Source organism: Gemmatimonas sp., from assembly GCF_046594945.1.
Taxonomy (GTDB): Bacteria; Gemmatimonadota; Gemmatimonadetes; order Gemmatimonadales; family Gemmatimonadaceae; genus Gemmatimonas.
On sequence record NZ_JBKJRB010000102.1, the window covers coordinates 21,594 to 39,482 of the forward strand.

At 64.4% G+C, this 17,889-nt stretch carries 17 protein-coding genes and 1 tRNA gene; 4 read left to right on the plus strand and 14 right to left on the minus strand.

The features are described from left to right. Nucleotides 1-5 precede the first annotated feature (5 nt). From ACLL97_RS12370 to rpsF, 3 genes are read right to left on the minus strand one after another with little or no spacing between them, the layout of a single operon-like run. Nucleotides 6-1,157 carry a DUF2232 domain-containing protein gene (locus ACLL97_RS12370; RefSeq protein WP_411280778.1) on the minus strand — a complete coding sequence of 384 codons (1,152 nt, stop codon included), beginning with the start codon at nucleotides 1,155-1,157 and terminating at the stop codon, nucleotides 6-8. Between the two features lie 2 nt (nucleotides 1,158-1,159). Continuing rightward, a complete protein-coding gene (gene rpsR, locus ACLL97_RS12375; RefSeq protein WP_171224949.1) occupies nucleotides 1,160-1,381 on the minus strand; it encodes a 30S ribosomal protein S18 in 222 nt (73 codons plus the stop codon). Nucleotides 1,382-1,384: 3 nt separating this feature from the next. Continuing rightward, the gene (rpsF, locus tag ACLL97_RS12380) at nucleotides 1,385-1,777 is read right to left on the minus strand and encodes a 30S ribosomal protein S6 (RefSeq protein ID WP_411280779.1); all 393 of its coding nucleotides are present in this window, start codon (nucleotides 1,775-1,777) and stop codon (nucleotides 1,385-1,387) included. A 151-nt stretch (nucleotides 1,778-1,928) separates the two neighbouring features. On the opposite strand from rpsF, the gene ACLL97_RS12385 reads away from it, so the two are divergent. Continuing rightward, nucleotides 1,929-2,639 (plus strand): SOS response-associated peptidase, encoded by a 711-nt coding sequence (locus ACLL97_RS12385; protein WP_411280780.1) that lies wholly within the window; start codon nucleotides 1,929-1,931, stop codon nucleotides 2,637-2,639. Nucleotides 2,640-2,673: 34 nt separating this feature from the next. On the opposite strand, the gene ACLL97_RS12390 is transcribed toward ACLL97_RS12385, so the two are convergent. Both ACLL97_RS12390 and ychF read right to left on the minus strand, forming a co-directional pair. Next, the gene (locus ACLL97_RS12390; RefSeq protein WP_411280781.1) at nucleotides 2,674-3,462 is read right to left on the minus strand and encodes a DUF3108 domain-containing protein; all 789 of its coding nucleotides are present in this window, start codon (nucleotides 3,460-3,462) and stop codon (nucleotides 2,674-2,676) included. A 36-nt stretch (nucleotides 3,463-3,498) separates the two neighbouring features. Continuing rightward, a complete protein-coding gene (gene ychF / locus ACLL97_RS12395) occupies nucleotides 3,499-4,599 on the minus strand; it encodes a redox-regulated ATPase YchF (RefSeq protein WP_411280782.1) in 1,101 nt (366 codons plus the stop codon). 99 nt (nucleotides 4,600-4,698) lie between these two features. On the opposite strand from ychF, the gene ACLL97_RS12400 reads away from it, so the two are divergent. Continuing rightward, complete coding sequence (locus tag ACLL97_RS12400) at nucleotides 4,699-5,130, plus strand: four helix bundle protein (protein ID WP_411280783.1); 432 nt, start codon at nucleotides 4,699-4,701, stop codon at nucleotides 5,128-5,130. Nucleotides 5,131-5,194: 64 nt separating this feature from the next. On the opposite strand, the gene ACLL97_RS12405 is transcribed toward ACLL97_RS12400, so the two are convergent. The 3 genes from ACLL97_RS12405 to ACLL97_RS12415 all read right to left on the minus strand — a co-directional run bounded on the left by ACLL97_RS12405 (nucleotide 5,195) and on the right by ACLL97_RS12415 (nucleotide 10,352). Continuing rightward, nucleotides 5,195-7,243 (minus strand): sodium-translocating pyrophosphatase, encoded by a 2,049-nt coding sequence (locus ACLL97_RS12405; RefSeq protein WP_411280784.1) that lies wholly within the window; start codon nucleotides 7,241-7,243, stop codon nucleotides 5,195-5,197. Nucleotides 7,244-7,341: 98 nt separating this feature from the next. Continuing rightward, nucleotides 7,342-9,102 (minus strand): M28 family metallopeptidase, encoded by a 1,761-nt coding sequence (locus tag ACLL97_RS12410; protein WP_411280785.1) that lies wholly within the window; start codon nucleotides 9,100-9,102, stop codon nucleotides 7,342-7,344. After that, on the minus strand, nucleotides 9,099-10,352 hold the full coding sequence (locus ACLL97_RS12415) for a sialidase family protein (RefSeq protein ID WP_411280786.1): 1,254 nt from the start codon (nucleotides 10,350-10,352) through the stop codon (nucleotides 9,099-9,101). The genes ACLL97_RS12410 and ACLL97_RS12415 overlap by 4 nt, the downstream gene beginning before the upstream one ends. Before the next feature lie 277 nt (nucleotides 10,353-10,629). Between ACLL97_RS12415 and ACLL97_RS12420 the strand changes: the two genes are divergently transcribed. Next, a complete protein-coding gene (locus ACLL97_RS12420; protein WP_411280787.1) occupies nucleotides 10,630-12,012 on the plus strand; it encodes a carboxypeptidase-like regulatory domain-containing protein in 1,383 nt (460 codons plus the stop codon). A 4-nt stretch (nucleotides 12,013-12,016) separates the two neighbouring features. On the opposite strand, the gene pth is transcribed toward ACLL97_RS12420, so the two are convergent. The 3 genes from pth to ACLL97_RS12435 form a co-directional block, all read right to left on the minus strand. Then, a complete protein-coding gene (gene pth, locus ACLL97_RS12425) occupies nucleotides 12,017-12,589 on the minus strand; it encodes an aminoacyl-tRNA hydrolase (protein WP_411280788.1) in 573 nt (190 codons plus the stop codon). Between the two features lie 105 nt (nucleotides 12,590-12,694). After that, nucleotides 12,695-13,327, minus strand: coding sequence for a 50S ribosomal protein L25/general stress protein Ctc (locus ACLL97_RS12430; RefSeq protein WP_411280789.1), 633 nt, complete (start codon nucleotides 13,325-13,327; stop codon nucleotides 12,695-12,697). 132 nt (nucleotides 13,328-13,459) lie between these two features. After that, on the minus strand, nucleotides 13,460-14,425 hold the full coding sequence (locus tag ACLL97_RS12435; protein WP_411280790.1) for a ribose-phosphate diphosphokinase: 966 nt from the start codon (nucleotides 14,423-14,425) through the stop codon (nucleotides 13,460-13,462). Nucleotides 14,426-14,736: 311 nt separating this feature from the next. On the opposite strand from ACLL97_RS12435, the gene ACLL97_RS12440 reads away from it, so the two are divergent. After that, nucleotides 14,737-15,360, plus strand: a complete 624-nt coding sequence (locus ACLL97_RS12440) for a carboxypeptidase-like regulatory domain-containing protein (RefSeq protein WP_411280791.1) — start codon at nucleotides 14,737-14,739, stop codon at nucleotides 15,358-15,360. A gap of 65 nt (nucleotides 15,361-15,425) precedes the next feature. Here ACLL97_RS12440 and ACLL97_RS12445 read toward each other — a convergent pair. From ACLL97_RS12445 to ACLL97_RS12455, 3 genes are all read right to left on the minus strand, one after another. After that, nucleotides 15,426-15,496 (minus strand) — tRNA-Gln (locus tag ACLL97_RS12445). A gap of 19 nt (nucleotides 15,497-15,515) precedes the next feature. Next, the gene (locus tag ACLL97_RS12450) at nucleotides 15,516-16,997 is read right to left on the minus strand and encodes a 1-acyl-sn-glycerol-3-phosphate acyltransferase (protein WP_411280792.1); all 1,482 of its coding nucleotides are present in this window, start codon (nucleotides 16,995-16,997) and stop codon (nucleotides 15,516-15,518) included. Further along, on the minus strand, nucleotides 16,982-17,878 hold the full coding sequence (locus ACLL97_RS12455) for an ROK family protein (protein WP_411280793.1): 897 nt from the start codon (nucleotides 17,876-17,878) through the stop codon (nucleotides 16,982-16,984). The genes ACLL97_RS12450 and ACLL97_RS12455 overlap by 16 nt, the downstream gene beginning before the upstream one ends. Between the last annotated feature and the right edge of the window lie 11 nt (nucleotides 17,879-17,889).

A 17,889-nucleotide genomic window follows, 5' to 3' on the forward strand; every position in this document is an offset into this window, starting at 1 on the left:
TGAAATCAGCGTGGCGACGAACGGCGCGGTTGCGCGCCGGCTCGGAAGTCACGCCAGGTGTCACCTAGCCCCAAGCTGAAGGTGACCGCCAGCATGGCGACCACGACCCAGATTGGACCGAGGATCGGGACCAGCACCACCAACGCGAGCAATGCCGGAACGGCGAGTCGGTCGGGGATCCACCACGTGAGCACGCCGGCGCCTCGAAGGGCGTACAGCGACCCGAAAAAACAAAACAAATTGGCACCAACCGTACGCCACTCAGCCAGCGTCGGGAGCAGCAGCACCGTGACACCGACGACCAACCCCCAGACCAACTGATCGTTGAAGCGCAGGTCGCGCAGCGCACCCAGCGGCCGACCAATGCGCACCCTCGAGAGGCGGTGATACGCGGCCCACCCCAGCGCCAACGCCAACAGCGATTCGAGCGCCAACAACGCCGGCGCCATCGACACCAGTGGACCGGGGACCAGTCCTCGCGTCGACCCCGCTCCGGAAAGCGGTTCCGCCAGTGCGACCAGCAGGTTTTCCATCCGTGTGGCGCGATCGGCGGCCTCGGGGAATCGCTGCGCGAACGCGCGCCACGACTCCGTGTCCGACCGACTGCGCCAGCTTTGCAACGACTCACCGAGTCGGCGCTGATACTCCCGGGTGAGCATCTGCGCCGGACCATCGAACAACATACTGCCACCACTGGTGCGGGTCGTGAATCCGGTAACCGTAATGAAGGCCGCGAACCCGATCGATCCCAGCGCCCGCGTGAGAAGCGACTTTCTGGGCGACGCCAGACAGACAAGTCCGAATGACGCGCCCAGCGTAAGCGCCCATCCCCGCCCGAAGGCACCGTATCCCGAGAACGGGAGGGGCACCTTCCAGATCACGTATCCGGCTCCTGCCACCCAGAGCAGGGCCAACACGAGCCGACCCCCTGACCACCAGCCCACGATCGCGCACGACGCGATCACGACGAGGACGAGCAGGGCAAACTGTTCGACTGGCAGCAGCAGCCGGATCGCGCCGGCGAAGAGCGACAGTGACGCGGGCCACGCCGGCGCCGCGGTGACGAGCACCATCAGCACCAGCGCCAGCACGAACCACCGCCACCCACGCTCCTGCGGAGCGGTCGCGGCGAGCTCCGACGCGACCGCTCCGGTCATACTCAGCCCGTCTGTCCTTTCACATACGGAAGGAGCGCGAGGAAGCGCGCCTTCTTCACGGCCTTCGAGAGCTGACGCTGGTGACGCGCGTCGACACCGCTCAGGCGGCTCGGCAAAATCTTGCCGTAGTCCGTGATGAAACGGGCCAACAGACGGTCATCTTTGTAATCGACGTAGCGGATGCCCGCTTCCGTGATAGGGCAGGGCTTCTTTTGGCGGCGCATGGTTTAATCCTCGTCGTCGTCGTCGTCATCGCCCGCGCGACGGCGCGAAGCGAGCTCTTCATCGCTGAGCTTCGGGGCACCCAGCTCATGCTCGGCCAGCGAGATGAGATAGCGGATGATCCCTTCATCGAGCTTGAGCGCACGCTCGAACTCGGGAAGCACGGCCGGAGCCGTTTCAAACCGGGCGATCGCGTAGTAGCCGGTGTCGTGGCGGCCAATCTTGTACGCGAGCTGGCGACGGCCCCAATGCTCGATCTCAGCCGGTGCGGCGAGATTCAACAGGCTCTGCAGCTTGTCCAACTTTTCCAGAATGGCCGCATCTTCGATTGCACTATCGATGATATACACGGCTTCGTAACGCCGCGTAGGGTTGCGGCGGATTTTGAGCTTTGCCACTCGGCAATCCTCCCTGTGGTCTAAGGTGCCCCCCGAAGTGCCGATCCGCGGGAGGAGGGTCAGAGGAACGGTGATCAGTTCCAGATGAGCCGTTAAGCCTAGCCCGACTGGGGATGGAAGGGAAGGGAAGCCTGCCCTACATTGGGTGCATATGTGTGGCAGATACGGCTTCGGCAACCCCGCGCGACTCGGGACGCTCCCTCTGGGCGTCAATTTTCCCGCACTCGCTCCCCGCTACAACGTGGCGCCGTCACAAGTGGTGCCGCTGGTGATGCAGGCAAGCGAAGTGCGCGAGGTCGGCATGGCCAAGTGGGGACTGATCCCGTTCTGGGCTGACGACCCAGGCATCGGCCACAAACTCGCGAATGCCCGCGCGGACGGCATTGCCGCGAAGCCTGCCTTCCGAGCGGCGTTCAAGCACCAGCGCGGGCTCATGCCGGCCGACCTATTCTACGAATGGCAGGTGGTGCCTGGTCACCAAGGGAAGCAGCCGTGGTGCATCCGCCTTCCTGACGAGGAGCCGTTTCTGATGGCCGCGCTGTGGGATCGGTGGCAGCCCAAGCACGACCCCATTGCCGACCCGGTGCTCACCTGCTGCATCATCACGACCGAGGCAAATGCGACGATGGCGCCGATTCACCATCGCATGCCCGTCCTTCTGCCACTCAGCAACGTGGATGCCTGGCTCGACCCCGACACGTCGCCCGCCGACGCGGCGAGTCTGCTCCGGCCGTACGACGGCACGTTGCACGCGTATCAGGTGAAGACGTGGGTCAACGCCACCCGCCACGATGACGCACAGTGTGCGACTCCGTTGGTGCGCGCCGACGAGCACCGCAGCGAACAGTTCTTCGACGATTGATGCCAGCCGCGCGGCGCCCTGACGCCGTGAGCCGCTACTTCGTGCCGCTCGCGCCGCGCAGATAGAGGTTGAGAGACCCGAAGCTGAGCTTCGACTTCATCTGCACCATCATGCGGCGATCGTCGTCGGTAATCCACACTTCAGCCTTGCCGTTCTTGCTGAAGATGCCCTTGGTCTGAAACGTGGGCTGCAGCACCACGGTCTTGAACGTCCCGCCGGGCACGGTGATTGTTTCGCGGCGCACGACGCGAATTCGCACCGGATTTCCCGCCGCCTTGAAGTAGCGCGCGTACTCGTACGACTTGCCGACTTCGAGCGGCAATGTGCGCACAAAATACAGGAACGAACCGTCATCGAGCGGGCTCGCCACGGTCGGTTCTTCCGGACGATCGTTCTCCTTGAACATACCGCGCTCGGGGAAAATCTCGAAGCGACGCCTGCGCTCGTAGCTCCCTTCGTCGACATCCTGGTGGTAGCGCAGCGAATTCAGCGTGCGCACGTCGAACCACGACTCATACACGTCATTCACGCGATACAGCGGAATGCCGCCGTTGATTTTGAAGATCGTATGCCAGACTGCACGACCGCGAACCTCGGCGATTTCTCGCACTTCCATACTACCGTTGCCGACTTTGAGCGAGCCGAAGCGCACTTCGTAATCGAGCCGTTCGCCCACCTTGAATGGCACAGACAGCGCCCCGGCTGGGAGTCGTTGTTCCACGCGACTCTCCGCTGTGTCCGGGGCTTGGGCCGCGAGCGGGAACGTACCGCCCGCGAGCACCACCGCGGCGACCAGCGCCGTGCGTATCGATACGATCCTCATGGCGACCTGCTACCCATGTCGGGCGAAAAGGGTCGGCTAGACGTTGAAGCGGAACAGCAGTACATCGCCGTCCTGCACGACGTACTCCTTCCCTTCCGAACGCACCGCCCCCTTCTCCCGCGCGTTCTTCCATCCACCGTGGGTGATAAAGTCCTGATACGACACGGTTTCCGAGCGAATGAAGCCCTTCTCGAAATCGGTGTGAATGACGGCCGCCGCTTTCGGCGCCGTGTCCCCGCGATGAATCGTCCAGGCGCGCACTTCCTGCTCACCAGCGGTGAAATACGTCTGCAGGCCGAGCAGGTGGTAGCCGCCTTGAATCAGTCGATCGAGGCCCGCCGTTTCGATGCCGAGCGACGCCAGAAACTCACTGCGCTCCTCTGGCGGAAGCTCCGAGAGTTCGGCTTCGATCTTCGCCGAGAAGGCCACGATCTCCGCATGTTCACCAGTGGCTGCCACGGCCGCGCGCAACGCCTTCAGATACGGCCCTTCGTCACCCGCCAACTCGGCGTCGGTGACGTTGGCTGCGTAAAGCACCGGTTTGGCGGTGAGCAGTTGGAGCCCCGCCAGCGAGTGCAGATGTTCGGTCGACAACCCCGCGCGAAGCAGTGGCATGCCTTCGGAGAGTGCCGCGAAGGCCGCTTCCAACGCCGGCATTTCCGCGAGCGCATCCTTGTCGTTCGCCTTCGCCGCCCGCTTCACCTTGTCGAAACGCTTTTCTACGACCGCGAGGTCGGACAGGGCGAGTTCCAGCTCGATCGTTTCCTTATCGCGCGCCGGATCCGGCGAACCCATGACGTGTGTCACATCGTCGTCGGCGAAGCACCGAATCACGTGCACGATCGCGTCGGTCTCGCGAATGTTCTGCAGAAACTTGTTTCCCAACCCTTCGCCCTGCGACGCGCCCTTCACGAGCCCGGCGATATCGACGAACTGCACCGCCGCCGGCAGCGTGCGCTTGGGCTGCACAATCTCGGCAAGTTTCGCCAGACGCGCGTCGGGCACTTCCACCATGCCGACGTTCGGATCGACCGTGCAGAAGGGGTAGTTCGCCGCTTCAGCCTTGGCCGAGGTCAGGGCGTTGAAGAGCGTGGATTTGCCGACGTTGGGGAGGCCGACGATGCCGAGTTGGAGCACGTTATAAAAGCGAAGTAGGGAGTACGGAGTGGGGGGTAGGGAGACGCGGGGCGCTCCATCCGCGGTGAAATGTAGTGGGGGGCGATGGAATGGTGCGGCATGCGGCCCTGGCGGGCGCACATTGGCGGGGTGGATAACTACTCGATTCAGGATCCCGAACGACTGCTGGTGTACTGTCGGGCGCTCGACTACGCCGTGGACGTGCGCGCCGCACTGCGAGTCGAAGGCGTGCGCGCGTATCGGGACGTCCAGTCCCAGCTCGCACGAAGCTCAGCGTCCATTCACGCGTCGATCGCGGAAGGCTGTCGATCGGGGACGCGCCCTCAGTTGGCGAGGTACCTGCAAATCGCCGTCGCGTCAGCATCGGAGTCGCAAAGCCATCTGTCATTCGCGAAGCGGCTCGGCGTGATCGCGCCGAACGTACACGACACGCTTGCTGCTGAGACGATCGCCATCCGCCGTATGCTGATCGCGCTCCCGAGAAGCGTACGTGCGCAGCACGAGGCGTCCACACGGCGCCCGACAAAATGAAGCGGGGTACGAAGACAATGTCTCCGTACCCCGTACTCCCTACTCCCTACTCCCTACTTCGCAGTTACCTCAAAAACCACGGCGCCAGCACCAAACTCACCACGCTCATGAGCTTGATGAGAATGTTCATCGCGGGTCCACTGGTATCCTTGAACGGATCGCCCACGGTGTCACCCACGACGGCGGCTTTGTGCGGATCGGAGCCCTTACCGCCCAGGATGCCGCCTTCGATCATCTTTTTGGCGTTGTCCCACGCGCCACCGGCGTTGGCCATGAACAACGCCATCATGACGCCCGTCACCGTCGCACCGGCCAGCAGGCCGCCCAGCGCCGTGACGCCGAGGAACTTGCCCACGAGAACGGGCAGCAAAATGGCCACGAGGCCCGGGGCGATCATTTCGCGGATGGCGGCCTTGGTCGAGATCTCGACGCACCGCGCCGAGTCGGGCTTCACGCCTGGCTTGCCTTCGAGCAGACCCGGGATCTCGCGGAACTGACGACGGACTTCTTCCACCATGCCCTGCGCCGCCCGACCCACGGCGGTCATCGTCGCGGCGCCGACGTAAAACGGCACCACGCCGCCCACGAACATGCCGATCACGACCATCGGGTCGATCAGGTTGAGCGTCGTCAGGTTCACGGCCGAGGCATAGGCGGAGAACAATGCCAACGCCGTGAGGGCCGCCGACCCGATGGCGAAGCCCTTGCCGATCGCGGCCGTGGTGTTGCCGAGGGCGTCGAGGCCGTCGGTGATCTTGCGGACTTCCGGACCGAGATGGCTCATCTCGGCGATACCACCAGCGTTGTCCGAAATCGGACCATACGCGTCCACCGACATCGTGACACCAACGGTGGCGAGCATGCCGACCGAAGCGATCGCGATGCCGTACAGGCCGGCCGACGTGAACGACACCCAGATCGCTCCGCAGATCAGCAGCACCGGCACGATACAGCTTTCCATCCCGACGGCGAGGCCGGCGATGATATTCGTGGCCGGACCCGTCTGTGAGGCTTCAGCGATGCGTCGCACCGGGCCCGCCGCCGTGTAGTACTCGGTGACGAGACCAATCGAAATGCCCGATACTGTTCCGGCAATCACCGCGAAGAACGGTCCGAGCGCCGGCAGCGCGGTACCGTCAGCCATCGTCATCCCGAGCGGTACGATCGCCGTGATGAAATACGCGAACACAAGGAACAGGCCTGCCGCAATGAACGTGACCAGGCGCAACGCGTTGGCCGGATCTCCCTTGGCGAGAATGCGCATGGCGAAAATGCCGATCAGCGACGCCACGAGTCCGGCCGCTGTATACGCCACCGGGAGCAGCATTGCGCTCACGCGCGTTGCTTCGGGAATCAGCGTGCTGGTGGCCGCGAGGGCGATCGTGGCCACAATGCCGCCCACGTAGCTCTCGAAAATGTCGGCGCCTAGTCCGGCCACGTCTCCCACGTTGTCACCGACGTTGTCGGCAATGGTGGCCGGATTGCGCGGATCGTCTTCCGGAATCCCCGCTTCGACCTTACCCACGAGGTCGGCGCCAACGTCGGCCGCCTTCGTGTAGATGCCGCCGCCAACGCGCGCGAACAGCGCGATCGACGAGGCGCCCATCGCGAAGCCGGAGATGATTTCGGAGAACATCTTGGCATCGTTCGTCATCTCGCCCTTGGCGAGGAACGCAAACACGATGGCGATGCCGGCGAGCCCGAGCGACGCGACCGCAAGGCCCATGATGGACCCGCCGCTGAACGCAACACGGAGCGCGGCCGCCTGGCCGCTGGAACGTGCGGCTTCGGCCGTACGGACGTTGGCGGATGTGGCGCCCTGCATGCCGATCCAGCCGCTGGCCACCGAGAGCAGGCCGCCGATGATGTAGGCGATGGCCGTCTTCACACCGATCGCCCAGCCCAGCAGGCCGGCGACGATGAGCAGGAAGGGCAGGAGGACTACGTATTCGGCGCGCAGGAAGGCCATCGCGCCGACGTGGATTTCGCCGGCCAGTTCCTGCATGGCCGGCGTACCGGGGGAGAGACGGCGAATACCGCCGAAGGTCAGGAACGTCGCGATGAGGCCGACGACGCCCGCGCCCAACGACAGCAGCGGGAGTTGGTCGAACATGTCGGTGTGGCTGGAGGGGATTGGGATGACCGGACTCGTGCCCTGGGTCACCGGGAGGTGGAATAACCACAAAGGATACGCCACAGGGCCACGTCTGACTACTGCTTGCAGACCCCCCGCGGGTCGAGTTTGGGCTGGTTCACCACCGGACGCCCGGCTCGGTTCCCGAGGTCGATCGCCACATCGGCAATCAGCTTCGCTACCCGTTCCATGTGCGGATAGTCGATGTACTGCGGCTCGTCGGTGAGCTGGTGATACGCCGAGTGGCCGCCGGTCGTGAAAAACGTCACCGGGACGCCCCATCTGGCATACTCGTAGTGATCGCTGCGGCAGTAGATGTTCATGGGATGGTCGTTGGCATCCATGCCGTAGTCGAACTTCAAGTTGTGCTTTTTCGTGGTGTTCACGCTCTCGACGAGATCACCGAGTTCGGTGGACAAGCGTCGCGAACCGACCAGCTGCAGATAGTCGGGGCCGCCGCGCAGCTCCTGACCTTCCTTGGACACGCCGGTGAGATCGGTGGCGGAGCCACGGCCGACCATGTCGATGTTCAGCTGCGCGACGATCGAGTCACGTGAAACGGTCGTGTGCTCGGTGAAGAACTTCGAGCCCCACAATCCCTTCTCCTCACCAACGTGCCACACGAACAGCGTGGAGCGCTTGGGCTTGGTCTTCATGGTGGACAGCAGTTCAGCGATCTCCTGAACCGCCACTGAGCCCGAGCCGTCGTCGTCGGCGCCGTTGAAAATCGAATCGAGACGGGTGGGACTCGACTTTCGCATCTCCGCCAGCTCAGCGTTGATCCGTGCAAACTGTTCCGCATTCCCCATCTTGTCGTCATTCTCGGCGCCACCGGGACGCACGATCCGGTTGAACACCAACACCGAGTCGTGATCGACCGCGCGACGCGACCGGCCCACGTGATCGCTGTGCGCGCCCACGGCGACGTACTGGTTCTTGAGCTTGGGATCGCTCCCCGGCAAGATCGCGATGACGTTGCGTGCCGGGAACGGCGACGGGGTCACGTCGAGGATCGCTTTCACGGTCACGGTTGCGCCAAGGGTACCGGCCTTCAGATCACTGAGCGGCGACGTGAATAACTTTGCGATCGCGCCGGAGGCGACGAACAGGCGCGGACCACCGAAGGCCGGATCATCCACGAACACGCTGGGGCGCAGCACGTAGCCAAAGATGCCCGCTGCCTGCTGCGGCACCACCAGCACAATGCCCGCGGCGCCGGCGGGCACAGCAACGTCACCTTCCACCGACTGCTGAATGGCCGACAGGGGCACGGTGAGCACCACCAACTTTCCCGCCACCAAGTCGGCCGAAAGCAACGAGGCCTCGCCCATCACGCCGCCGAACACGACCGGCGTGTCGTTGAAGGTCATCGTGCTGCCGCCCTTGAAGCCCCACTCCTTGCCGAGTTCGAGCGATGCACCGCCCGCGATAAACGCGGATAGCGGATCGACCTTCTTGCTCTTGAGCGGCAGCGTCTGGAAAAACGTGCCACTGTCGCCGGCCGGCTGAAGGCCAAGTCGTTTGGCGTCGCGTGCCAGCAGCTCGGTGGCCTTGAAGCTGCCTTCGGTGCCGGCATCACGGCCCATCAGCGAGTCGTCGGCGAAGATGTACAGCCGCGTCATGAGGTCGTCGGCCGTGATCGCGCTCTTGGTAGGGCGCGGCGCCAGTTTGAGCGGAAGTGGTGCCACGGGAGCCGCGGTAGCGGCCACGGGCTGCGGCTTGGGCGTGTCCTGCGCCTCGGATAGGGTGGCCCCGGATACCGACACCAGCGTCCCGATCGCCAACAGGCCACCGAGGCGAAGCGTGTGATGGACGGTCGTGAACACAGCTGACCTCATCGAGCACTCGAAGAAAGAGGAAGTCGCGCCACGTGGACCTGCGGTGAGGGCTTCGTGGTCGTCCAGGTTGCCAACAGCGTATCTCGCAGCACCGCGAGTCGCGGAAAGCCGCTTTGCCGTGCTCCCGACGTACGGGCCAGACTGCGGGTTTCACCGACCGTTGCACCAGTCACGCGACGCACCAGGACCTCGGCTTCATCCGTCGTGCGTTGTTCGAGCCACGCCACAATCGGCTCGGCCCGACTGTCGAGTACTATCGAGACGCGGCCAATCGGATCTCCTTCATCGATCCGTACCGGCGCGCCAAAGGTGGCCCCGCCGTCGGTCGAGGTGGCCACCAGCACGCGTGCGGTGTCGTGGGCAGCGGTGTACCAGGCGACGACCACCGTTTTTCCGCTGGCGGCCACCTGCGGCCCGTTCACGGGGCAGCCAGGGTAGTACCAGTCGTCAGCATGCACCAGCACCGGCGGACTCCAGCCACTGACCAGTTCGCGCACGATGGCGATGTCGCGGATGTCCTTGTCGGAGCGATCCCGGTACACGATCACCCGACCCAGCGATCCCTTGGCACTCGACGTCTGGCAGCAATCGCAGGTGCGCGCGTCGAGCACCGTCTCCTTGGCGAGGGTCCCGTCATCGCGGACCACGGCGGTGCGAACGGTCATTTCGCGCGTAGAGTCTTTCATGGCGCTTTTGCGTCCATCGAGCCAGACGAGGCCGACGTTGCGACCGCCGTCGGCCCACAACGACACGAACCCATGCTCGGCTTCCAGACCGTCGGTGTGTGGCGTGACCGGCGCACTCCAACTCCGTCCGTCATCATTCGAGCGAACCGAGCGAATCCCGTAGGCGTAGGTACCGGTGCCTTCGCGCTCCAGCCAGTGCGCGGCGAGGTCGCCATTGCCCAGTTTCGTGATGGCGGGGAAGTCGGCCCAGTTCACGAAAAACGGACGGTCGGCGGCGATGGTGCGCGACGAATCCCACGTGGTGCCGTTCCACTTCGCGAGCCGAATCGCGAACGACGAGTCGGCGCGTTGTTCCGTCCACGACACGTAGGCGGCACCGCTGTCGTCGGCGATCACGAACGGCATTTTGCTGCCGGGCGGTGCCGGGCTGGGGATCACTTCGACGGCGCCGAGGATGGCGGTTGATGCCGATGCCGCCGTGGTTTTGTCGCTCGTGCCACAGGCGGTGGCGGCGATCACGAAACTGGCGAGGAGTAGGCTGCGAGCCGGAGATTGGGGTAGCATGGATGAACGTTGCGCGTTCTGCGAAAAAACGGCAACCGCTAGACCACGGATACCACCGATCACAATCAAGCAACACGGACAAGATCCACCGTGCTGCGCTTTTTATCTCATTCCGTGCCTTGCCCGTGAAATTCGTGGTGTCGTTGTTCTGGCTATTGATCTGGCTTTCGCTGCTGCCGTTCAGCGGCCGGCGCAGCGTTCGGTCGATTCCGGTCGGCCGGTGTATGATGACGGGTGTAGGTTCAGTCGGACCAAGACCTTTCTTCGGGGATAGCGCGTGATACGTGGTGGATTCTGGCAGTCGGTGACGGTGTCGTCATTCGTGCTGGCGGGGCTTTGGGTCGGGCCGTCGGTGAGCGCGCAGATCGCGCCCGGATCGCAACGCCCCGACACGATTCGCGGACTCGCCTACGACAGTCTGGCGTTCCGTCCGATGGCGGGCGCGCTGATCACGGCGGAACCCGGCGGTGAGTCGGCGGCCAGCGACTCGCTGGGGCGCTTCACGATCTACAGCGCGCAGCGCGTCATGCGTCTCGTCGCCTTTCACGAACGAGCCGACCGACTCGGACTTGGTGAGTTAATCGCCACTCGTCCGGCCGGTGACGGTGCGTGGGAACGTCCTATCGTCGCCACGCCGGGCATGAACACGGCCTGGACGCGGCTTTGCCTGGGACAGCGTCGACCCGCCAACGGTATGGGTGGCATTCTCTTCGGGTCCACCATGGCGGCCGATGCCACGACGCGCGTCGCAGGCGTTGGACTCGTGCTGCAGTGGCAGGCGGTCAAGAGTTTGCTCGACACCACGCCGACGTTCGAAACAATGACGGTGCGCAGCGACTCGCTGGGCAGCTACATCTTCTGCGGCGTGCAGGAATTCGGTCCGGCGGCGCTGGTTGCGTCGTCGTCGCAGTTCCGCACGGACAACGTGCTGGTGGGTGCCGACGCCGCCTCGCTGCGTCGGGTGGATCTGCTACTCGGCGCGACCGCCGGTCCGGCCTCCACGGCCACCGTGCAGGGTCGGGTGGTCGACGAAAACGGCGCCTCGGTGCCGGCTGCTACGGTCACTTTCGGCGGCTTCAAAACGGAAATCCTGTCGGGGCCCAATGGCCGCTTCACGATCAGCGATGTGCCGACCGGCAGCCGCATGGTGTCGGCACGAAAGATCGGCTACGTGACGGTGGCCAAGCAGCTCGACGTGCTCGAAAGGGGTGTAACCGGATTGGAGGTTTTGGTTGAGAAAGGCACGCTGGTGGAGCAGGTGACCATCCGCTCCACGCGCATCAAGTCGCGGGATGCCACGGAGCTCGACGAGCGGAAAGTGTCGGGGCTTGGACGGTTCGTGGACTCGACGCATTTCGCGAAGTACGACCGCACCCGTCAGGCGCTCGACTTGTTGCCCGGCATTCGGACGCAGGTGGGGCGCGCCCCGGGGGACTTCGTGATCCGTGGTCGCGGTGACTGCATGGCATCGCTGTGGGTGAACGCCGTGCGTGAGCCGAATACTCCCGACAACCTGATTGCCCGATTGCCGAAGGACGAAATCGCCGCGGTCGAGATCTTCAACAACGAGATGCAGGCGCCGGCGCGCTTTCAGACGGCGGGTAATCAGTGCGCGGTGGTCGTCCTGTGGACGAAACAACACATCAGCGCCAGGCGCTGAGCGCTTACCGTCCCATGGTGCTCACGGCCTTCTCGGTGCCGTCGGCGATCCACAGCTCGAGCGCGGTGACCATGCGCGAGTAGAGCGCTTCCACCAGTTCGCGCTCGTCGCGCGGCATGGTGTGCAGTACGAAGTCGGCCAAGTCACCGATCGGCCGGCGGTCATCGACCGGCTTGATGCCGATGCGCAGTCGCGGATAGGTGGGCGACTTGAGGTGGGCTTCGATACTTTTGAGCCCATTGTGTCCACCGGGGCTTCCGGCGGCGCGCAAGCGATATTCGCCGGCGGGTACGGCCACTTCGTCGACGATGACCATGAGATCGTCGGCCGCCGTCCAGCCTTCTCGCTTGAGATACGGGCGCAGCGCCGCGCCGCTGAGGTTCATGAACGTCTGCGGCTTGACGAGCTTGATTTTTTTGCCGCCGACGAGTCCTTGCGTGGTGACGGCGTCGCCATCTTTTCGCCAGGGATCAAAATGCCAGTGCCGGGCGAGGTGGTCGACCAGCCACCAGCCCACGTTGTGTCGCGTGTGTTCGTATTCTCGGCCGGGATTGCCGAGTCCGACGATGACTTTCATGCGCAGGGGTAAACGGGCGGGGCGCGGAATGCGCCAGCGTGGGGTAACCATGCTGAACGGACTCCGCGCCCCGTACGATCGAACGAAGACGAGCGAAGGCCGAGCTTACTTCTCGTCGGCCTTGGGCTTCGCGCGGATGACTTCCGGCTCGGCGGCGCCATCAACCACCGGCTCCACGGCCACCTTCGGCACCTGCACGATGCAGACCGTCGATCCCGCTTCGTCGAGCACCTTGACGCCGGCGGGGAGCACGAGATCGGACACGTGCAGCGTGTTGCCGATCTTCAGCGCCGACACGTCGACATCGATGTGGTTCGGGATCGCCGACGGATCGACTTCGACATGCAGCTGGTGCATGATCTGGTCGAGCAGGCCGCCTTCGAGACGCACGCCTTCAGGCACGCCGACGTACACGATCGGGATCTGCACCGACACCGTCTCGCCAACCACGAGCTCCTGAAAGTCGATGTGCGTGATGGTGCGCTTGAACGGATGGCGCTGCACTTCGCGAATGAGCGTGCGGGCGCTCTTGCCATCGATGGCGAGCTCGATCACGGTGCTGCTGATCGCGATGCTCTTGAGCAGCTTGTCGGTGTCGCGCGCGTTGATCGTGAGCGACTGCGGATCGCGGCCGTGGCCGTAGATCACGGCCGGGATACTGCCGGCCTGACGAATCTTGCGAGCGGCGCCCTTGCCGGTTTCGGTGCGAACGGACGCCGAGAGAGAAGCGGTAGACATTGAAACGACCTCTGAGAAAAGTGGTTCGGGAGTAACCGGAAATGGTCGGCCCGGCCATTGGATAACAGCAGAGTAGGGAGTAGGGAGTGGGGAGTACGGGGTACCCCCTACTCCCTACTCCCTACTCTGCTGTTATTCAAACAGTACGCTTACCGACTGGTCGGCATGCGTGAATCGGATCGCCTTCGCCAGCAACTCGCCCACCGACAGTACATGCAGCGACGGAAACCGACGCTCGGGCGGGAGGTTGATGGAGTCGGTGACCACGACTTCCTTGATCGGTGCGTTCGTCAACCGTTCCACGGCGGGGCCGCTGAACAGCGCGTGCGTGGCGCACACGTAAATGTCGTTCGCACCGAGATTCTTCAGGGCACGGGCGGCTTCGGACACCGTGCCGGCCGTGTCGATCATGTCGTCGGGGATAAGACAATCGCGGCCTTCGACTTCACCGACGACGTTCATCACTTCGGCCACATTGGCCTTGGGACGTCGCTTGTCGATGATGGCGAAGGTGGCGTCGAGACGCTTGGCAAAGCCGCGCGCCATCTTGGCCGATCCCACGTCGGGGGCCACGACGCACAGGTCCTTGAGCCCCTTCTTGCGGAAATAGTTCGTGAACACCGGGGCGGCGTACAAATGATCGACGGGGACGTCGAAGAAGCCCTGCAACTGGTGCGCATGGAAATCGAGACCGAGGACCCGATCGGCACCGGCGGTCTCGATGAGGTTGGCCATGAGTTTGGCGCCAATGGCGACCCGCGGCTGATCCTTGCGGTCCTGCCGGGCGTATCCGGTGTAGGGCAGCACCGCGGTCACGCGGGCGGCCGAGGCACGGCGCGCGGCGTCGATCAGCAGTAAAAGCTCGAGCACATTTTCGCCCGGCGGATTCGTGGGTTGCAGCACGAACACGTCCGCACCGCGGATATTCTCGTCGATACGCACGAACACCTCGCCGTCAGCGAAACGCGTGCAGGTCACCTTGCACAGCTCGGTGCCGAGCGTCTTCGCCACCTCTTCCGCGAGCGGCTGATTGGCCGTGCCGGAGAGGATCTTGAAGCCGCGCGGTGACGGGGACGGTGCGTCCAAAGACGGAGTCATCCGGAGGTCTCGACCTGCGTGAAGGGTGTTTGCGCAGAACCAGTACAAATGGGGCGGAGTGTCACCGGTACCTCGTTGAGGCGCGGTGTCTCCGTCCCGGGACAGCCTTATAACATAGCCAGTCCAGACGCTTACAGGGAGTGGGTATGGCTCAGCCCGTAGGGAGATTTGGCATCGCGCCGTGACCGAACCGTGGTCGCGTTGTCGTCAGACGGTCACCGCTGGGTCGAATTGTACGGCTCGTCGCCAAGCTGGCGATGCCCCCTCTCATCCCCTGACGGATTACGCGAATTCCTGGTGTCTGCCGCATCGTGTGGACGTTACTCTCGATCGTCATAGGCGGCTTCCCCCATCTCGGCGCCGGCGCCCAAGGCACGGAGGGGTTCGTGGCCGGACAGGTGCGGGCGTCCTCAGGCGCGGCGGTCGTGGGCGCGACCGTGACCGCGCGCAACCAAGCCACGGGTACCCAGCAAACTCGGCAGACCGACGCCCGCGGTCGGTATGTCTTCGCGCAGCTTCCGATCGGCGGACCGTACACGGTCACTGTTCGCCAGCTCGGATTCCGCCCCGCTCAACGCAGTGGGTTGATGCTGAATCTGGGCGATCGCGTAGCGCTTGATCTCGCATTGGATCCTGCCGCGACCGAGCTGGCCGCGATCGATGTACGCGCCGACCGCGAGAGCAAGCGGGCGAAGCGCGTGGGCGGCAGCACGGTGGTGACCGAACAGGAGATCCGGCAGCTTCCCATCCAGGACCGCTCGTTCGCCGATCTGGCGATTCTTGCGCCGACTCGTTCGCGCGCCGGTACCGGCGGCATCATCACGTCGTCGTCCATTGCCGGTGGCCGTGTGACGGGTACGGACATTCAAGGCTGGGAACCGGTACCAGATGCAGCTGGGCGTGCGCTATCGGTGTTGAGTTCTGAGGCGGTCTGACTGGAAAGACGAAGGGCGAGGGAGCAGCACACCGCTCCCTCGCCCTTCGTCTTATCGACTTTCGATAGGCCCACTTGGAATCGAACCAAGATCTCCGGCTTCAAAGGCCGGGGTAATAGCCGTTATACGATAGGCCACCTGCGAACACTCGTATGCTATCCCGGGGCCGGACCGCGGACAAGCGCGTCCCGCTCCCAGTCATGCAACGGCAGCGCGTCCCGGGCCCGCATTCCCTCGCCAAAGGGCCCCAGCAGGTGGACGATGCTGTTGGCGTAATACGTGATCAGCGGCCGCCCGTTGGGCAGGATCAGGAACCCGGTGCCGATCCGGGCGATCACGCGACGCATCCGTAACATCCGGTACGCTCGATCGAAGGTCGCTTCGATGTCCCGGTCGGCCTGCAGGACGCGTGCGTTGAACTCCGCAAGGACGTCGCGCATGGCCGACATGCGCTCCAGGAGCGCTTCCCGCGACACAAAGTCGACGTCGAAGCTCTGCAAGGCCGCACAGGCTAACGGCACGGGCGTGACGGGAATAATGGCGCCGATCCGCTTCAGGACGGCATCACAAAAGTGCTGCACGAGCGGCAGCCGGTCGGCCCGCGGCGCGTCGAACAGTGACACCCCCTCGGCCTCGAGGCCGGTGAGCCAGCTATCCACGGATATGGGCGACCCGATGGTGACCGCCGCACGACCATACCGGCGCCATCGTCGGGTGACCAGTCGACCGAGGTTCCAGAGCACAAAACGTCCCACGTTGGCGGCCTGCGCGACGCGGTCGCGGGTCGGCACCTGACTCCGGGTCTCGAGCTCACGCAGCAACGTTCGATCTTCGATCACGCGGTCGTAGTTGATGCCCACCGGCACCACGTACATGCGCGATCGCACGTCGGGATCGCGCGCGACACCCAGCGCATAGTCGAGCAGGCCAATCTTGGCGGGGCGTAATGCGCCGTCGCGGGTGAGACCGCCTTCGGGGAAGATCCCCTGCGTGACACTGTTGCGCGTGATCAATTGCACGTACGACTGCAAAACCGCGTGATACAACGGCTCGCGATAGCGTCGACGGATGAAGTACGACCCGAAGCTTTTGAACAGCACTTCGAGCGGGAATGCGCGCGCCCATTCGCCGACGGCGTACGAGATCGACACCGCCCCCATCATCACGTACGCGACCAGCACGTAGTCGGCGTTGGAACGATGATTCATGAGATAGATCACGACCGAGTTGCGCGGCACGCCACGGAACGGGTCGGGCCGTTCGTACTCCACCGACACTTTGTAGAACAGACTGAGCACGGCACGACTTACCCAGTAGCCGAGCCGGTAGTAAGCGAGAATGTTGAAAAACGGCACGATCTCGTCGAGATAGCGACGTACGCGGTCCCACGTCTCGGCCTCAGTCGTCCCGCTGTCCTCGCTGTGCGCGCGAACGGCTGCGGCGATCGCCTCGTCGGCGAGCAGCGCGTCGATCACGTAGGCCTTTCGCGTGAGCTTGTAGCGGTCGATCCGCACGCGCGCGTGCATCACGGTGCGTCGTCCGGCCCGCCGCGCGAACCCGTGCGCGTATCGGCGCGTCGCCCACAGGGCGCCGGCCAGGACCAGCAAACAGAACAGCGCCCCTACGACGCGGGCCACAGCCAGGCCGCTCCGCGAACGCCGCTCGAATCGCCGTGACGATTGCGCACAACCAACGTGTGTACGCGCTGGGAAAACACCCACGCCGGGAGCTGCGCCGCGATATCGTCGGCGATCCGAGGGACATTCGACAATCCGCCACCGAGTACGATGACGTCGGGATCGAGCAGGTTGATTACGGTTGCGAGACCGCGCGCCGTTCGACTCATCATTCGCGAGCGCGTGGCGAGCGCGGCGACATCTCCCAACTCGGCCGCCGCCATGATGTCGGGCGTGGGGAGTGACTGACCGGTGACGCGCCGGTGATCGGCCGCGACCGCCGGACCCGAAATCCAGCTCTCGATGCATCCGTGCTTGCCGCAGTAGCAGGCCGGGCCGGGCAACTCGTCGTGGCGCGGCCACGGCAGCGGATTATGTCCCCACTCGCCGGCAATGAGGTTGCGCCCCGCGAGACCGCGCCCGCGCACGATGATGCCGCCGCCAACGCCGGTGCCCATAATGACCCCAAAGACCACCTCAGCGCCGGCCGCCGCGCCATCGCTCGCCTCTGAGAGGGCGAAGCAGTTCGCGTCGTTGTCGAGCCGGACCTCGCGCCGCAGACGTACTGCGAGGTCGGCACCAAGTGGCTGACCGATCAGCCAGACGGAGTTCGCGTTCTTGACGAGGCCCGTGAGCGGTTCCACCGCACCAGGAATGCCGACGCCGACGGTGCCGCGCTGTCCCGTGGCCACTTCGAGCTGGGCAACTAGCGTACTGATGGCGGTGATCGTATCGGTGTAGGCACGAGGGGTCGCGACGCGCAGGCGCGCGAGCTCACCGCCCGTCGCGTCGAGCGCGATGGCTTCGATCTTGGTGCCGCCCAGGTCAATCCCGATCTGCATGGCGGAAATTG